Genomic DNA, 15,312 nt, shown 5'->3' on the forward strand with positions numbered 1-15,312 from the left:
AAAATCGTTTTGCTACAAACATTTCGCTCCTACGGAGCTTAGTATTTCAGCAGTTGTTCTATTTCTTTAATTAATTTCTGTGTGTTTGGCAACATTTCTTTTTCCAATTCTGAATTGATAGGAATTGCCGGCAAATCTTTGGCGCCAACTACTTTTACCGGGGCGTCCAAATGTCTGAAACAGTTTTCGCTGATTCTCGCCGCCAGACTTTGCGCAAAACTATTATTCACAGGTTCTTCCGTCAAAACGAGGCAACGGTTATGTTTTTTCACACTTTCGAATATCCGGTTTTCATCTAGCGGAGCAAGTGTTCTCAGATCAATGATTTCAATTTGATTTTCAAATTCTTTCGCTGCATTGGAAGCCCAATAAACGCCCATTCCGTAAGTGATGATGGTCAAAGTTGGTTTGTCCTGACGATTTTCGCAAAGTAAAACTTCTCTGGCTTTTCCAAATGGAATGATGTAATCTTCGTCTGGCTCTATGGTTTTGGCATTTTCTGTGCCTTCTATTTTTGACCAATACAATCCTTTGTGTTCCAACATTACAACCGGATTTGGGTCGTAGAAAGCGGCTTTCATCAAACCTTTCAAATCTGCACCAGTTGATGGATACGCGATTTTGATGCCTTTGATATTCGTCAAAACACTTTCCACCGAGCTTGAATGGTAAGGTCCTCCACTTCCGTAAGCACCAATCGGCACACGCAGAATCATTGAAACCGGCCATTTTCCATTAGACAAATAATAACTTCTGGAAACTTCTGTGAACAATTGATTCAAGCCGGGCCAAATGTAATCGGCGAATTGAACTTCGACAATTGGTTTCAGTCCAACTGCGCTCATTCCAACTGTTGAACCTACGATGAAGGCCTCCTGAATTGGTGTATTGAAAACCCTTTTTTCTCCAAATTGTGCTGCCAACGTAATCGCTTCACGGAAAACGCCGCCTAACCTCAATCCAACATCTTGACCATATAATAAGGCTTCCGGATGTTTTGTCATCAATTCTCGGATGGCGAAAAGCGCGCAATCTACCATTACCGTTGGGATTTTTCCGCTTGGGGTACGTTCTCCTTTTTCTTCGGTGATTGGCGTTGGCGCAAAATCGTGCTTGTAAGCGTCTTCCGGTTTTGGGTCTTCTGCTAAAACGGCGTTTTCAAAATCGGTTCTTACGAGTTCTGCAACTTCTTTTTCTATGGTTTCAATTTCAGAATCTTCTATGCTGAATTCTGAAAGTTGATTTCTTAATTTGATTAATGGGTCATTTTTTGTGCATTCTTCCAAATCATCGCGGTACCATTCTTTTCGTACACCGGAAGTGTGGTGATTTAATAAAGGAACTTTTGCGTGAATCAGCATTGGTCGGCGTTCTTCACGGATAATTTTGATACATTCTTTTACGGTTTCGTAAGATTTGATAAAGTCTGTTCCGTCGATGGTTCTGGTTTCTATGCCGTTGAAACCCCGCATATATTCTGTAATATCCTGCGCTCGGATTTCGTCTGCACTGGCAGAAATATCCCACTCGTTGTCCTGAACCAAATAAAGAATCGGCAATTGTTTCAAAGCTGCCATTTGAAATGCTTCGGAAACTTCGCCTTCGGTACAGCTTGCATCGCCGAGTGAGCAAACTGCAATTGGTTTGTCGTCAAGATTTTCAGCGATTCCGGTTTCTTCTTTGTACTTCATTCCCATTGCAATTCCGGTTGTTGGGATGGCTTGCATTCCTGTTCCAGAACTTTGGTGGATGATTTTCGGGAAGTCTTCTCGTCTCAGACTTGGATGTGCGTAATAAGTTCTTCCGCCGGAAAATGGGTCGTCGCGTTTTGCTAAAAGCTGAAGCATTAATTCGTAAGGCGTGATTCCGATTCCTAGCAAAATAGAATCGTCTCTATAATAAGGACTCACGAAATCCTGCGGCAACAACTGCATTCCCAAAGCGAGCTGAATAGCCTCGTGACCGCGGGAAGTCGCGTGAACGTACTTTGAAGTGATCTTTTTTTCCTGCTCAAACAAATCGGTCATCGCTTTTGCCGTAAACATCAAGCGATAAGCTGATTTGAGTAAATCAGTGAGAGAAATTTCTTTGTTTAAAAAATGTCTTTTGGTCATTTCCATATTTAAACATTTGACATCCAAATAATTAACTCAAATATTGAATTATGAATGTGATTTAAACAAACTTACGAATTTTTATTTAACTAACAAATGTTAGTTAGTTTTATATTATTTAAAATTCAATAGAAAATTTTACATTTGCATCAAAACTTTGATAACCATTTAAATTAAACTAATTATGAAGAAAACATTTGTTCTAACTTTAATTCTGGGAATTGCAAGTCTTATCAATGCTCAGATTGTCAATATTCCTGATGCGAATTTTAAAGCGTATTTGGTAGCAAATCCTGAAATCAATACAAATGGAGATAGCCAAATACAAGTTTCGGAAGCTAATGCTTTCGCAGGCACGATTAATATTTATAATAAAGGCATTATCAACCTAACAGGAATAGAAGTATTTGTAAATATGACTGTGTTACAATGTCCTGTTAATAATCTTACAAGTCTTGACATTAGCAAAAACACTAAGCTAACTGGCTTATATTGCGGAAACAATCAACTTACAACTCTAGATGTGAGTCGAAACACTGCATTGACAAACATATATTGTGAGAATAATAAAATAATCAGTCTGGATGTGACTAAAAATACGGTTTTGGCGGCCATATCTTGTGGAGGTAATCTTTTGACAAATTTGGACATTAGTAAAAACACAAAATTCACTTGGCTTTATTGTCCACGAAATCCATTACTTAACAATATAAACTTGAGTAATGGAAATAATACAAAATTAAGCTCTATCTATATTGTTGACAATCCAAATTTAACTTGTGTACAAGTTGATGATGTTAATTATGCGAATGCTCAGCCGACCTACTTGTGGCAAAAAGATGCTACAACAAGCTACAGCACAAGCTGTCTACTATCTACAAATGAATCAGGAAAACCACAAATCAAAATTTACCCTAATCCTGCAAAAGACAATATCAATTTCTCAGAGGAAATTAGAAATATCAAAATAACAGACCTTTCTGGAAAAATTGTAAAGCAAATTTCAAATTCAGATAAATCTATCAATGTTTCAAAATTGGTGAAAGGAACTTACATTATTACTGCTGTTTCTAAATCTGGAGAAACAATCAATAAGAAATTTATAAAAGAATAATATTCGTTTTTAAAACGGTCAATCCTTTCAATATTTAATGCATTGGAAGGATTTTTTGTTTAATATCATTAAAATATCTTCCTCATCACAAAATAAAAATTTAAATTTTGTAGTTTTGAAGATTAAACAAGATAAATGAAAATTAAAATATTTTTTGGAATTGCATTTTGGTCACTTTTATTATTAGCGGGATGTAACCGCGATGATATTTCGTTTGAGTCGCCAAGTCAATTACTGCGTTTTTCAACCGATACCGTTTTTTGTGACACGGTTTACAACCAGATGCGCAGCGAAACTTACGCCGTAAAAGTCTATAACAATGAAGATAAAGATGTATTGATTCCAAAAATTGCGCTGGAAGGCGGAAGCGGTTCACTTTACAGGATCAATGTGGACGGAAAAGTCGGGACGAGTTTCGAAAATGTAGCGTTGAGAAGAAAAGACAGTCTGTATGTGTTTGTAGAAATTGCGCCTGTTGCAAACGCTCCGGAAGCAATTGCCGAGGACAAAGTTGTTTTCAATACGCCAGCGGGCGAACAAAAAGTGACGCTTTTCTCAGTTGTTCAGGATGCGGAATATTTTATCAAAACCGATTCAAACCCGAATATCATTTCTGAAAACACAACCTGGACGAAGGACAAAGTAAAAGTGATTTTCGGCGATTTGACTGTTGCTGAAGGAAAAACTTTGACAATGGAAAAAAGGAACCAAAGTCTATTTCCGAAAAAACAGCGGAATGAATTTCGAGAAAAGTTCGAAATTGACTGTGAATGGTGAATTAAATGATGAAGTGATTTTCCGAGGTGACAGAAGCGACACCAAATACGACACATTGCCAATCAACTGGAACGGGATCAAAATGGATGAAGCCACGGTTCTTAATATGAATTATGCCCGTGTTTTTGGTGGAACTGTCGGTCTTCAACTGAAAGAAAATAATGCAACAATCAATAACACGATCATCCACACATTTCAAAATGCCGGAATCTACGGAATCAAAGCAAATCTTACGATGAATAATGTCGTGATGAATAATTGTGGTGAAGCCGATCTTGCGATTGCCGGAGGCGGAATTTACAACCTTAATTATTGTACGATTGCCAACTACTGGAATCTGAATCCATCGATGTCTGCTTTGGGAATCTATGCTACTGATTTTTACCAAAATGATGATGAAATTATTAGTGGCAACTTAAATCTAATAGTGAAAAATTCTATTATTTATGGTGATGTGCCTGATATGATTGAATTTAAAAAAATTGCAAATGGAAGTTTCATTACCGATTTTAAAAATTCATTATTAAAATTTACATCTAATTCAGGATTGAATCCGGACAACTCTAATGTTAAAAACGAAGATCCGAAATTCCAGAATTATTTTACCCAAAAAATGAATCTGAGAGTAAAAACAGGTTCGCCAGCGATTGGAAAAGGAAATCCAAGTTATAATGATATTACTAAAAAAGATATTGTAGGAATTACAAGACCTTCAAGCAATCCAACAATAGGTGCTTATCAATAAATGGAAATAACAACGCTCCAAAACCAAGTTGATGAATGGATAAAAACCATTGGCGTCCGGTACTTCAACGAACTGACGAATATGGCGATGCTGACAGAAGAAGTAGGCGAAGTTGCAAGGATCATCGCCAGAAGATACGGTGAACAATCTGAAAAGGAATCTGATAAGTCCAAAGATTTAGGCGAAGAATTAGCGGATGTTCTTTTTGTAACACTTTGTCTGGCGAATCAAACAGGAACAGATCTGCAATCGGCTTTCGATAAAAAAATGAAAGTAAAAACTGACAGAGACAAGGATAGACATCAAAATAACGAGAAATTAAAATAATTTGTAAAACGTATTAACGTAAAATGTATTCACGAATTGAAATCATTAATACATTAATACTTCGTACATCAATACATAAAAATGATTATAAAAAAATCAGAATTAATCGATAATAAACTAATCAAAATTACCGGTTCGAAAAGTATTTCGAACCGTCTTTTGGTTTTAGGGAAACTGTTTGGGAATATTGATATGCTCAACCTTTCCAACTCTCAGGATACAACTTTGCTCAAAAAAGCTTTGGACTCAGATTCCGAAGTTATAGACATCCATCACGCCGGAACTGCGATGCGTTTTCTGGCTTCTTATTATTCAATTTTAGAAGGCAGAAAAACAATTCTGACAGGTTCCGACCGAATGAAAAACCGACCCATCAAACCCTTGGTAGATGCACTATTATCACTCGGAGCCGATATTACCTATCTTGAAAAAGAAGGTTTTCCGCCATTAGAAATCACCGGGAAAAAGCTAGAAAAAAATTCGGTCAAAATCTCTGCAAATGTCTCCAGCCAGTTTTTAACTTCATTAATATTAATCGGCGGAAAACTGGAAAATGGTTTGACTTTGGAATTGGAAGGCGAAATCACTTCTCGTCCTTACCTGGAAATGACCTTGAAAATCCTGAATGAGATCGGAATCAAATCTCATTTCGCAGAAAACAGAATAGAAATTGTTGCCCACAAAAATCACGTCAGGATGGAACGCTACGAAGTAGAAAGCGACTGGTCTTCCGCCTCTTACTTCTATTCTCTGTCCGCAATCGGCAGAAAAACCATCACTCTGAAAAGTTACCATACGCTTTCTCTGCAAGGCGACAGCGTGATCAAGGAACTTTACTGGAAATATTTTGGCATCAACACGGTTTCGGATTACGCAGAAAATTCGATTTCCCTTTTGCCGGAACCAGCTTTTGAATTTCCGGAATTGATTACACTCGATATGAATGATTGTCCGGACATTGCCCAAACACTTTGTGTAACAGCAACAGCTTTGAAAATCCCATTTGAAATCACTGGACTTCACACTTTGAAGGTAAAAGAAACAGATAGATTGGTTGCGCTTCAAAACGAATTATTGAAAATTGGAGCGAAAGCCCATATCACGGTTGAAAAAATAGAATCTTCGGAATTTATTGAACCTGAAGAAAATATTTCTATCGCAACTTACAACGACCACAGAATGGCGATGGCTTTTGCGCCGTTTGCCTTAATCAAAGAATTGAATATCGAAAATGAAGATGTTGTCGAGAAATCTTATCCTGAGTTTTGGGAGGACTTGTCGAAGGTTTTAAATCCAGTCTAAATGAAAACTTTTCTTTCTTTATTAACCTCAATATTTTTCTCATTCCTCCAATCACAAGAATTGAAAGATTTCACAATCCCAAAAGGTTATGAGAAAATTCTTGAAACAAAAGGTGATTTGGACAAAGATGGAAAAGATGAAGCTGTTATTGTTTTCAATACTGATAAAAAAACGAAATCTGAAGAACTTGAAAGAAAGTTCTACATCCTAAAAAAAGTCAATGGAAGGTTGAAAATCTGGAAGGAGAATTCTAATTTGATATTTGACAGCAAAGAGGGATTTTATCCAGAGGAAAATCAATTGGAACTAAGCATCAAGAATAATTGTCTGGTGATTTTTCAATCCTATTTTTCGAATTCCCGACACACAGTAACTTCAAAAAACACCTATCGATTTCAAAACGGCGATTTTTATCTGATTGGTGCGTTAGTGCAATTTGATGATACTTGCGAATTTAATTTTTCAGATGAAATCAATTTTTCGACTGGAAAAGTCATTGTAAGCGAGGAATATTCAGATTGTGATGATGGCTCGAACAGAAAAATTCCAGAGAATTATTATAAAGAATTCACTTACAAACTTCCCAAATTGATAAAAATGAACGAGTACAAAATGGGTAAGAATGAAATCAAAATTCCTAATTCAACTAAATCTTTTAATTTCTAAATGTCAAAAACGATCATCATCACAGGCACTTCATCCGGAATAGGATTTGCGCTGGCAGAATATTTCGGGAAGAAAGGGAACAAAGTTTACGGACTGAGCAGAAAATCTGTGAGCTCGGATTTTTTCGTTTCGATTCCCACAGATATTACCGAAAAAGAACAAATCGACAACGCCATTTCTGAGATTTTAAAAACAGAAACCAGAATCGATGTGCTCATCAACAACGCCGGAATGGGAATGGTTGGTTCGGTTGAAGATTCCACAAAAGAAGATATTACGAAATTATTTAATCTTAATTTGATTGGTTCTGTCCAAATGATGACCGCCGTTTTGCCGAAAATGAGGGAACAGAAATCGGGAAAAATCATCAATGTTTCCAGCATCGGTTCCGAAATGGGATTGCCTTTCCGAGGTTTCTATTCCGCTTCCAAATCGGCTTTGGATAAAGTAACAGAAGCAATGCGCTACGAAGTTTATCCTTGGAATATTCACGTTTGCTCGCTTCATTTGGGCGACATTAAAACCAATATTGCAGAAAACCGTGTGAAGACGAAAGTTTCTGAACCATATAAAAATGTATTTGATAAAGTTTACGCTTTGATGAATTCCCACGTTGGCGATGGAACTGAACCTTTGGATGTTGCAGTTTACATTGATGAACTTTTAGGAAAATCAAAATGGAAAGCACATTACTATTTTGGGAAATTCGGTCAGAAGATTGGTGTTCCTCTCAAATGGATTCTTCCACAAGGTACGTACGAGAATCTGATGAAGAAATACAATAAAATGGATTGATTTTCTGTTTAACCACAAAGGCACTAAGTTTTTTCACAAAGTTCACAATGAACTAAAATAGTGTCCTTTGTGAAATCCTTACGAACCTTGTGGTTAAAATTAAATATTTCTTCTTCTGTATTTTTTCTATTTTCTGTGTCTTCTCCAACGCGCAGAAAAAAGAATATTGGCTAATCGATAAAGAAACCAACGCCAAAAAAATCGTTTCCGACTCGGCAAAAGCAGTCAAGTTTTTGGATTCATTAACGGAAAACTCTTATTTCTTCACAGAACTGAAAGACGTCAAAAAAATAGAAAACCGAACCGAAATCTATTATAACAAAGGCCCGAATTTCAACAAAGCCAATGTCAAATTCTCAGATTCATTAGTCTCAGAATTAAAACTTTCAAAAAATGAGATCTACATCAAAAACCTGGATTCTCTCAAGAAAAACATTAATCAAAAGTACAGGAATAAAGGTTTCGCTTTCAACCGAGTGAAAACCAAATTCCAGAAAATGGAAAACGGAATTCCGACCGTGAAAATCTCTGTTGTCACATCATCTCAAAGGAAAATCGATGCTATCGTCTACAAAGGTTACACACGTTTACCGAAACAATTCGTTAAAGCTTTGAACAAAGAATATGTCGGTAAAAATTACGAGGACAAAAACTTGGTTTCGATGAATCAGGCTTTGCAAAATCACCAGTTTGTGACCTTGGAAAAACCGCCTCAGACTTTATTCACAAAGGATTCCACGCAGGTTTTCCTTTTCATGCAAAAAAAGAAAACAAATACTTTCGACGGAATGATCGGCTTCGGGAACGATAAAACCGAAAAATTTACCGTCAATGGAACATTAAATGTTCAGCTCAAAAATATGTTCAACAGCTTCGAAAGCATCGGCGTTTACTGGCAGCGAAATCCGGACAAAGGGCAGACTTTCGATTTGCAGACGGATATTCCGTACACCTTTGGAAGCAACGTCGGCTTAAATGTCAACGTCAATATCTTCCGCCAAGACTCGACTTTCGCCAATGTAAAATTGCTACCAGCCGTTTACTATCACCTTTCGCCACGTCAAAAACTGGGTCTCAAAGGCACTTTTGAATCATCAGCCATTTTGGATTCGCTGTACACAGGCGGACGTGATTATAGCAAAAAAGGGATTGGACTTTGGTACCAATATCAGGAAGGAAGCGACATTCCGCTGTTCATCAACAAAAGTAACATCCGTGTAGAGGCCGATTTTCTGAAGACAACTTACGACGAGACGCAGGAAAAATTTGACCAGATCCGGTATTTTCTATTTGCCGAACACAACTTTAATCTCTCCGGAAATCACTTCCTTAACATCAAAGCAGAATCGGCATTGCTCACCGCCAAGAACGAACTTTCCACAAACGAACTTTTTAGGTTTGGCGGCTGGAACTCGATGCGGGGATTCAACGAGCAGAGTCTCATCAGCGATTTCTATGCATTCGCCGGTGCCGAATATCGCTATCTCGTGAATGACCAAGCCTTTTTTGACCTCTTTGCGCAGTACGGACAAATGTCCAACAAAGCTTTGGGAATTACTCCAAAACTCTACAGTTTAGGTTTGGGTTTTAATTTCTTTCTTCCTATCGGTTTGATGAGTTTCCAAATCTCCAACGGAAATCAGTTTGGCAATCCATTCAAATTCAATGAAATAAAAATACACTGGGGAATCCTCAGTCGTTTCTAATCAATGATTGTTGATAAAAAATCATTCATAATTTATAATAACTTGGAGCTATTTCCCGCTATCCGCTATATCTTTTTTGTTTTATGACCATTTGTCATTAATAGAAATCGAAAAGAAAAAACAAAAAAGGATGCCGCTCCTATCGGGGCTATGGATTTTTGCATCCAATCATCATTTTTCTGAATATTAACTATTTATCAAATAAATTGAGAGATTTTCAAATTCCATAAAAATAGCTTAATTTTGCACAGAAAGTAAAGATGTCTATTCATAACAAAATTGTAGAGGCAGCCATCACTTTCGATGACGTTCTATTAGTCCCTTCTTATTCAGAAGTTTTACCTAACCAGGTTTCCCTAAAATCAAGACTTACCGACAAAATTTCGCTTAATGTTCCGATTGTTTCCGCAGCGATGGATACGGTTACAGAAGCAGATCTGGCAATTGCACTCGCAAGAGTTGGTGGTCTTGGATTCATCCATAAAAATATGACGATAGCGGAACAGGCCGCTCAGGTAAACAGCGTGAAACGTTCCGAAAACGGAATGATCGCCGACCCAGTCACACTTTCCAAAGACCACACACTTGCCGAAGCGAAAGCGCTGATGGCAGAATACAAAATCTCTGGTCTTCCTGTGGTTGATAAAAACAATTATCTTATCGGAATCATTACGAACAGAGATGTGAAATATCAGCAAAATCTTGAAGTGAAGGTTGAGGAAATCATGACGAAAGAAAATCTCATCACATCTGATAAAACCACAAATCTGGAAACAGCGAAAGAAATTTTGCTTAAAAACAGAATAGAGAAACTTCCAATTGTAGACAAGAAAAACAAATTGGTTGGATTAATTACCATCAAAGACATTGATAATCAATTGGAATATCCAAATGCTAATAAAGACAAAAGCGGAAGATTAATTGTAGGAGCCGGCGTTGGCGTTGGAGAAGATACAATTGAAAGAATCACAGCCTTAGTAAAAGCTGGCGTTGACATTGTAGCAATCGATTCGGCTCACGGACATTCCAAAGGTGTTTTGGATAAAATCTCTGAAATCAGAAAAACATTCCCGGACTTGGATATCGTTGGTGGAAACATCGTAACAGCAGAAGCTGCAAAAGACCTCATCAAAGCTGGTGCAAATGTCCTTAAAGTGGGTGTTGGTCCAGGTTCTATCTGTACAACCAGAGTTGTTGCTGGAGTCGGCGTTCCTCAACTTTCCGCCATCTACAATGTTTACGAATTTGCTAAGAAGAAAAATGTCGCCGTTATCGCTGATGGTGGAATCAAACTTTCCGGAGACATTGTAAAAGCAATCGCAAGCGGTGCTGGAGCAGTAATGCTGGGCTCTCTTCTTGCAGGAACTGATGAAGCTCCGGGAGAAGAAATCATTTTCCAGGGAAGAAAGTTCAAATCTTACCAAGGAATGGGGAGTCTGTCCGCTATGAAACGTGGCGGAAAAGAAAGATATTTCCAAAGCGAAGCGAAGAAATTTGTTCCAGAAGGCATCGAAGGAAGAGTTCCTCACAAAGGAAAACTGGAAGATGTTATTTTCCAACTGACAGGTGGTCTACGTGCCGGAATGGGATATTGCGGCGCCAAAGACATCGAAGCTTTACAAAAAGATTCGAAATTGGTTATGATCACAGGAAGCGGCTTGAAAGAATCTCATCCGCACGATGTCATCATCACTCAGGAAGCTCCGAATTATTCTTTTTAAATAATTAAGATCATATAAAAAGCCAGACAAATAAAGGTCTGGCTTTTTTATTTAGTTAAGAGAGTAATTTTAAAAAAGATTCATAGGTTCCATCATAATCTTCCCATTTCTCATTATTTACAAAAAACGATGGTGTTCCGTTGACTCCGCTTCTGACACCACCTTCAAAATCTTCTTCGATTTTATTTTTAATTTCGTGAGAACTAAAGTCTTCTTTAAACTTTGTTTTGTCTAATTGTAAATCAGTTACAGCCTGTTTAAGAGAGTTTTCATCCAAAATATTCTGATTGGTATAGATCAAATCGTGCATCTGCCAGAATTTTCCCTGCTTCCCCGCAGCTTCTGCAAACATAGCTGCCGGCAAAGCGTGTTCGTGGGAATCCGATAAGGGAAAATTTCTAAAAACAAAAGCCACATCTTCCGGATTTTCTTCAGCAAATTTTTTCACTAATGGAAATGCACGACCACAATGAGGACATTCATAATCACCATATTCCACCAAAACTATTTTTGCAGTATTAATGTTTCCTGTTATATGGTCTGTTTCGCTGACTGGTATTCTTAATTTTGACATCTTATTGATTCTTGGTTAATGTTTCCAACGCATCAATAATCCCATCTGCACCAGGATTGATGCCATCCGGAGAAAGATAGCTCCATTGGATCACCCCATCAGAATCAATCACAAAAAGAGCTCTTTTTGAAGTTCCGTTTTCTTCATTATAGACGCCATACTTTTTTGATACCTCGCCTTTGGGGTTGAAATCTGCCAAAAGTGGATAATGTAATTTCCGATCTCCCATAAAAGCATCGTGACACCAGGCACTGTCAACAGAAATTCCTAAAATGTCTGCATTATATTTATGAAAAATGCTAAGCATCTCGTTGTAAAGTGAAACCTGGTCTCCACAAACCGGACTCCAGTCTGCAGGATAAAAAACCAAAATCAAATTTTTTCCTAAAAAGTCGGAGCGTTTTAATTTCTGGTCAGGTGTTGCATTGAGTTCAAAATCTGGAGCTGGAGTATTTTTTTGTAATATCATTTTTGTTGAATTGGTTATGATTAAAATTAAGAATAAAAAACTATTATGTAATTAAGGCTATATTAATATTATAATTACGCGATTTTCTGGTATTTAAAATTTGGCTTAATTACTTTATTGAGAAAAATGCCTTTTGAAAATGCCGCCCGGAACTCATCAAATACACTTTGAGAAACATCCTGATAATCATATACTGATCCTGACTGATAGACAATCCTCAGTATTTTTTCGTTTTCAAAATAATAATATTTTTTGATAACAGAAGATGGCATATCTCCTTGGATACAAAAAATATTCCTAAACACAAAAACAAAAAGACCGCAAAATTGCGGTCTTTAATAATTAAAGAAATTAAAATTATTTTTTAATAACTTTTTTGCTTTCTGTAGTTCCATCAGCATATTTGATGCTAACAATGTAAGAACCTTTAGCAAGATTTTCTACGTTGATCGTAGTTTCTGAAGTTGTTTTTACAGCTTTTCCAGAGATATCAAATATAGATACCTGAGCAATTTTGTTTTCAGATTTTACAGTGATTACATCTGTAGCAGGGTTTGGATAAACACTCACTTGTGATTTAGTAGAAACATCAGAAACGGCAAGTAAAGTTGCTACAGCTTTGGTAGTTAAATTGTCGAATCCTGATGTACTTGCACCACTTGCCACGAAGTCAACTTCCGTTGGAAACCAGCCTGGTGCTTTTTCGAATGGTCCATATTCTGTTCCGTTGATAGTCACAGTCATAGATCCAGTGTCCATAACATCATAAGTGAATTTAACTTTATACCAAGTGTTAGCAGTAACATTTAATGGCAATTCCGTCCCTGAAGTTTCATTGTCAAAATCATCCTGGTCCGCTAAAAATACGCCGTTTGTAGGACTCATGTACAAGTCAGCAATCGTATAATAACCAGCGTCTACATCATAAAACTGAATTTCTGAAAAAGTGCTGCCAGTATATACGTCAAATTCTGCTACAAAAATACCATTGGCACTAGATCTTGCAGACCAGTTAGTATCGTGGTAGATAAAAGCACCAGCAGCATTATTGCTAGCTGTACTTGCAAACTGGAACGATTTTCCGTGAGCAGCATCAATAGTTGCAACTTTGGCAACCGCGGCAACGGCGCCATCTCTGTCCCATCCACCCTGAGTTCCAAGATTTCCAACGGTGTAAGTTTCAAAAGTATCGCTCCACAAACTTTGTGAATACGCGCTAAATGCCATGACAGCAGTTAAAGAAAAAGATAAAATTCTTTTCATAATGATAATATTTATAAAATTAAGTTGACAAATCTATAAACAATTTATAAAAAAACAAACGTTCATTTAATTTTTAACATTTAATAATTAAATACCGATTCTTATTCATTGCATAAATAATTGATTACTAAAGTGATAAAATTTATTCTTTAATGAGAAGATATTTTTAAATATTCAAATTTAACACAGCTATATATTTAATTATGAAATCAATAAGTAAAAAGGTATAATTATTGTTAAATATTTTATAAATTTGCAGCTTAGTTATATACCGTGAAGAAGTCCACCATTTTTTCCTTTTTATTTTTATCAGTTTTCGTTTTTGGGATGCTCTCTTTTACATCCAATAAGAAAGTGATAGCCGTTGTTTTCAATAAAGAAATGACGAAAAAAGACCTTCTGAGTTTACAGAAAAACCTTAAAGATAAAAACATCATTCTTGTGTTTAATAAGATGAAGTTTACAAGAAATAAATTAAGTTATATCGATTTCAGCATCGATTTTGGGGATGGATTCGCGGGAACTTCAAAATCTGAGATCACAAAATCAAAAGAAATCGGATTTGTAAGAGATTATAGTGAGGATGCCGAGCAGCCATTTGTTGTAGGTGATTTAAAATAAGAAAAGCTTCCAGATCTGGAAGCTTTTCTTTTATATATCCTGCTTGTCTCTTTTTCTTTTATCAAGATCAGATTTAAAATCATCAATCCGATAATCGGTCAAAACATTTCCTTTTGTAATTTTTTCCTTTGAATAAAGTCTAAAATCGTTTTCTGTCTTTTCCAAAAGATAATCATAGGGGCCAACGTGAGAAATAAGCTTGATCAAAACCGGCGAAATCTCCAGGCAGATGAAAAGTCCCATAATGAAACTTGCTGCCAATGCCATAATTGCAGAGTTTTTCCCCAGCTCATCTAAAGCTTGCAATCTTGCTGCAAACCCATTAAATTTATCTTCAAAAGTTTCTGTGGATTTTCTTTCTGTTTCCAGATTAGAATATACTTTTGTAATTTCTTTATCCAGATATTGCAATCTAGATTGCTGTTGTTTCTGGTAGTTTTCCAAGTCGAGGCGTTTTTGTTCCTTGAGTTCAGCTTTCCTTTTCGCATTGGTTCCGAAGCCTACTTTTCCGCTCGTCAAACCGGATTGTTTCCCAAGAATTTCTTTTTCCAGTTCCACCGAAGCCGAGTCATAAGCAACTTGATAATTTTTGATTTGATTCTGAATTTGTTTTTTTTCGGCATCAAATGGCCCGGATTGTTGAAGAATTCTACCACTCATTTCTGCCTGAAGCTGTTTTTTATTCCTTTGAATGATTGTGTTCAATTGTTTATTAACTTCCTTTTCAAAGATCTTCAGCTCCAATGGTTTTGAAATAATAATCCCCAAGAAAGTTGCCAAAATCAACCTTGGAATAGTCATCAGAATTTGATTCCACCACGTTCCGGTTTTTTTGATTGACGAAACAATATATCTGTCAAGGTTGAAGATCATCAATCCCCATAAAACGCCGAATCCGATTGCCGTCCAGACATTATCAAAAACAGTAAACATGGCATACCCGGCAGAAAGTGTTGCAAAAACTGCTGTAAACAATACGATCCCGCCAATCCCTGCAAACTTATTCCATTCGCTTGGGGATTTTCTCAAAAGATGAATATTTCCTCCGGAGCAGATCATCAGGAAATGCTGGAACCAATTCATTTTGTATGTGTTAGTTATTTTTTTCATATTCAATT

At 36.7% G+C, this 15,312-nt stretch carries 16 protein-coding genes; 10 read left to right on the forward strand and 6 right to left on the reverse strand.

Features of this window, described 5'->3' with window-relative positions:
• Window positions 1–38: 38 nt before the first annotated feature.
• Window positions 39–2,120, reverse strand: coding sequence for a thiamine pyrophosphate-dependent enzyme (locus tag ACFJGY_RS00130; RefSeq protein WP_379966477.1), 2,082 nt, complete (start codon window positions 2,118–2,120; stop codon window positions 39–41).
• A gap of 178 nt (window positions 2,121–2,298) precedes the next feature.
• On the opposite strand from ACFJGY_RS00130, the gene ACFJGY_RS00135 reads away from it, so the two are divergent.
• The 9 genes from ACFJGY_RS00135 to guaB all read left to right on the forward strand — a co-directional run bounded on the left by ACFJGY_RS00135 (window position 2,299) and on the right by guaB (window position 11,267).
• On the forward strand, window positions 2,299–3,228 hold the full coding sequence (locus ACFJGY_RS00135) for a T9SS type A sorting domain-containing protein (protein WP_379966480.1): 930 nt from the start codon (window positions 2,299–2,301) through the stop codon (window positions 3,226–3,228).
• 135 nt (window positions 3,229–3,363) lie between these two features.
• Complete coding sequence (locus ACFJGY_RS00140) at window positions 3,364–4,005, forward strand: hypothetical protein (protein WP_379966483.1); 642 nt, start codon at window positions 3,364–3,366, stop codon at window positions 4,003–4,005.
• The gene (locus ACFJGY_RS00145) at window positions 3,965–4,750 is read left to right on the forward strand and encodes a hypothetical protein (protein ID WP_379966486.1); all 786 of its coding nucleotides are present in this window, start codon (window positions 3,965–3,967) and stop codon (window positions 4,748–4,750) included. The genes ACFJGY_RS00140 and ACFJGY_RS00145 overlap by 41 nt, the downstream gene beginning before the upstream one ends.
• Window positions 4,751–5,077, forward strand: a complete 327-nt coding sequence (locus ACFJGY_RS00150) for a nucleotide pyrophosphohydrolase (protein WP_034964122.1) — start codon at window positions 4,751–4,753, stop codon at window positions 5,075–5,077.
• Window positions 5,078–5,158: 81 nt separating this feature from the next.
• Entirely contained in the window at window positions 5,159–6,379 is a 1,221-nt protein-coding gene (locus tag ACFJGY_RS00155) for a 3-phosphoshikimate 1-carboxyvinyltransferase (RefSeq protein ID WP_379966490.1), read from the forward strand.
• Window positions 6,380–7,045: a hypothetical protein gene (locus tag ACFJGY_RS00160; RefSeq protein ID WP_379966493.1), complete on the forward strand. Its 666-nt coding sequence runs from the start codon at window positions 6,380–6,382 to the stop codon at window positions 7,043–7,045. It begins immediately after the preceding gene.
• Window positions 7,046–7,840, forward strand: a complete 795-nt coding sequence (locus tag ACFJGY_RS00165; RefSeq protein ID WP_379966496.1) for an SDR family oxidoreductase — start codon at window positions 7,046–7,048, stop codon at window positions 7,838–7,840.
• Between the two features lie 89 nt (window positions 7,841–7,929).
• Window positions 7,930–9,546, forward strand: a complete 1,617-nt coding sequence (locus ACFJGY_RS00170; RefSeq protein WP_379966499.1) for a hypothetical protein — start codon at window positions 7,930–7,932, stop codon at window positions 9,544–9,546.
• A 260-nt stretch (window positions 9,547–9,806) separates the two neighbouring features.
• Window positions 9,807–11,267 (forward strand): IMP dehydrogenase, encoded by a 1,461-nt coding sequence (guaB, locus tag ACFJGY_RS00175; RefSeq protein WP_379966502.1) that lies wholly within the window; start codon window positions 9,807–9,809, stop codon window positions 11,265–11,267.
• A 55-nt stretch (window positions 11,268–11,322) separates the two neighbouring features.
• On the opposite strand, the gene ACFJGY_RS00180 is transcribed toward guaB, so the two are convergent.
• The 4 genes from ACFJGY_RS00180 to ACFJGY_RS00195 form a co-directional block, all read right to left on the reverse strand.
• Window positions 11,323–11,841 carry a DsbA family protein gene (locus ACFJGY_RS00180; protein ID WP_379966505.1) on the reverse strand — a complete coding sequence of 173 codons (519 nt, stop codon included), beginning with the start codon at window positions 11,839–11,841 and terminating at the stop codon, window positions 11,323–11,325.
• A gap of 1 nt (window position 11,842) precedes the next feature.
• Complete coding sequence (locus ACFJGY_RS00185) at window positions 11,843–12,310, reverse strand: redoxin domain-containing protein (RefSeq protein WP_379966508.1); 468 nt, start codon at window positions 12,308–12,310, stop codon at window positions 11,843–11,845.
• Between the two features lie 74 nt (window positions 12,311–12,384).
• Entirely contained in the window at window positions 12,385–12,582 is a 198-nt protein-coding gene (locus ACFJGY_RS00190) for a KTSC domain-containing protein (RefSeq protein WP_379966511.1), read from the reverse strand.
• Window positions 12,583–12,667: 85 nt separating this feature from the next.
• Window positions 12,668–13,573 carry a T9SS type A sorting domain-containing protein gene (locus tag ACFJGY_RS00195; protein ID WP_379966514.1) on the reverse strand — a complete coding sequence of 302 codons (906 nt, stop codon included), beginning with the start codon at window positions 13,571–13,573 and terminating at the stop codon, window positions 12,668–12,670.
• A 381-nt stretch (window positions 13,574–13,954) separates the two neighbouring features.
• Here ACFJGY_RS00195 and ACFJGY_RS00200 point away from each other — a divergent pair, with 381 nt between their 5' ends.
• Window positions 13,955–14,194 (forward strand): hypothetical protein, encoded by a 240-nt coding sequence (locus tag ACFJGY_RS00200; RefSeq protein WP_379966517.1) that lies wholly within the window; start codon window positions 13,955–13,957, stop codon window positions 14,192–14,194.
• 30 nt (window positions 14,195–14,224) lie between these two features.
• Here ACFJGY_RS00200 and ACFJGY_RS00205 read toward each other — a convergent pair whose 3' ends face one another.
• Entirely contained in the window at window positions 14,225–15,277 is a 1,053-nt protein-coding gene (locus ACFJGY_RS00205) for a DUF4407 domain-containing protein (protein WP_379966519.1), read from the reverse strand.
• Window positions 15,278–15,312 lie beyond the last annotated feature (35 nt).

The organism is Epilithonimonas sp. UC225_85, assembly GCF_042695135.1.
In the GTDB taxonomy this organism is placed as follows: domain Bacteria; phylum Bacteroidota; class Bacteroidia; order Flavobacteriales; family Weeksellaceae; genus Epilithonimonas.

Excerpts from the sequence above, each read along its gene's own strand:
- ACFJGY_RS00155 (WP_379966490.1), top strand. The coding sequence starts at position 5,159 with ATGATTATAAAAAAATCAGAATTAATCGATAATAAACTAATCAAAATT.
- ACFJGY_RS00165 (WP_379966496.1), top strand. The coding sequence starts at position 7,046 with ATGTCAAAAACGATCATCATCACAGGCACTTCATCCGGAATAGGATTT.
- ACFJGY_RS00190 (WP_379966511.1), bottom strand. The coding sequence starts at position 12,582 with ATGCCATCTTCTGTTATCAAAAAATATTATTATTTTGAAAACGAAAAA.
- ACFJGY_RS00135 (WP_379966480.1), top strand. The coding sequence starts at position 2,299 with ATGAAGAAAACATTTGTTCTAACTTTAATTCTGGGAATTGCAAGTCTT.
- ACFJGY_RS00180 (WP_379966505.1), bottom strand. The coding sequence starts at position 11,841 with ATGTCAAAATTAAGAATACCAGTCAGCGAAACAGACCATATAACAGGA.
- ACFJGY_RS00200 (WP_379966517.1), top strand. The coding sequence starts at position 13,955 with ATGACGAAAAAAGACCTTCTGAGTTTACAGAAAAACCTTAAAGATAAA.
- ACFJGY_RS00160 (WP_379966493.1), top strand. The coding sequence starts at position 6,380 with ATGAAAACTTTTCTTTCTTTATTAACCTCAATATTTTTCTCATTCCTC.
- ACFJGY_RS00185 (WP_379966508.1), bottom strand. The coding sequence starts at position 12,310 with ATGATATTACAAAAAAATACTCCAGCTCCAGATTTTGAACTCAATGCA.
- ACFJGY_RS00130 (WP_379966477.1), bottom strand. The coding sequence starts at position 2,120 with ATGGAAATGACCAAAAGACATTTTTTAAACAAAGAAATTTCTCTCACT.
- ACFJGY_RS00145 (WP_379966486.1), top strand. The coding sequence starts at position 3,965 with ATGAATTTCGAGAAAAGTTCGAAATTGACTGTGAATGGTGAATTAAAT.
- ACFJGY_RS00205 (WP_379966519.1), bottom strand. The coding sequence starts at position 15,277 with ATGAATTGGTTCCAGCATTTCCTGATGATCTGCTCCGGAGGAAATATT.
- guaB (WP_379966502.1), top strand. The coding sequence starts at position 9,807 with ATGTCTATTCATAACAAAATTGTAGAGGCAGCCATCACTTTCGATGAC.
- ACFJGY_RS00150 (WP_034964122.1), top strand. The coding sequence starts at position 4,751 with ATGGAAATAACAACGCTCCAAAACCAAGTTGATGAATGGATAAAAACC.
- ACFJGY_RS00140 (WP_379966483.1), top strand. The coding sequence starts at position 3,364 with ATGAAAATTAAAATATTTTTTGGAATTGCATTTTGGTCACTTTTATTA.
- ACFJGY_RS00195 (WP_379966514.1), bottom strand. The coding sequence starts at position 13,573 with ATGAAAAGAATTTTATCTTTTTCTTTAACTGCTGTCATGGCATTTAGC.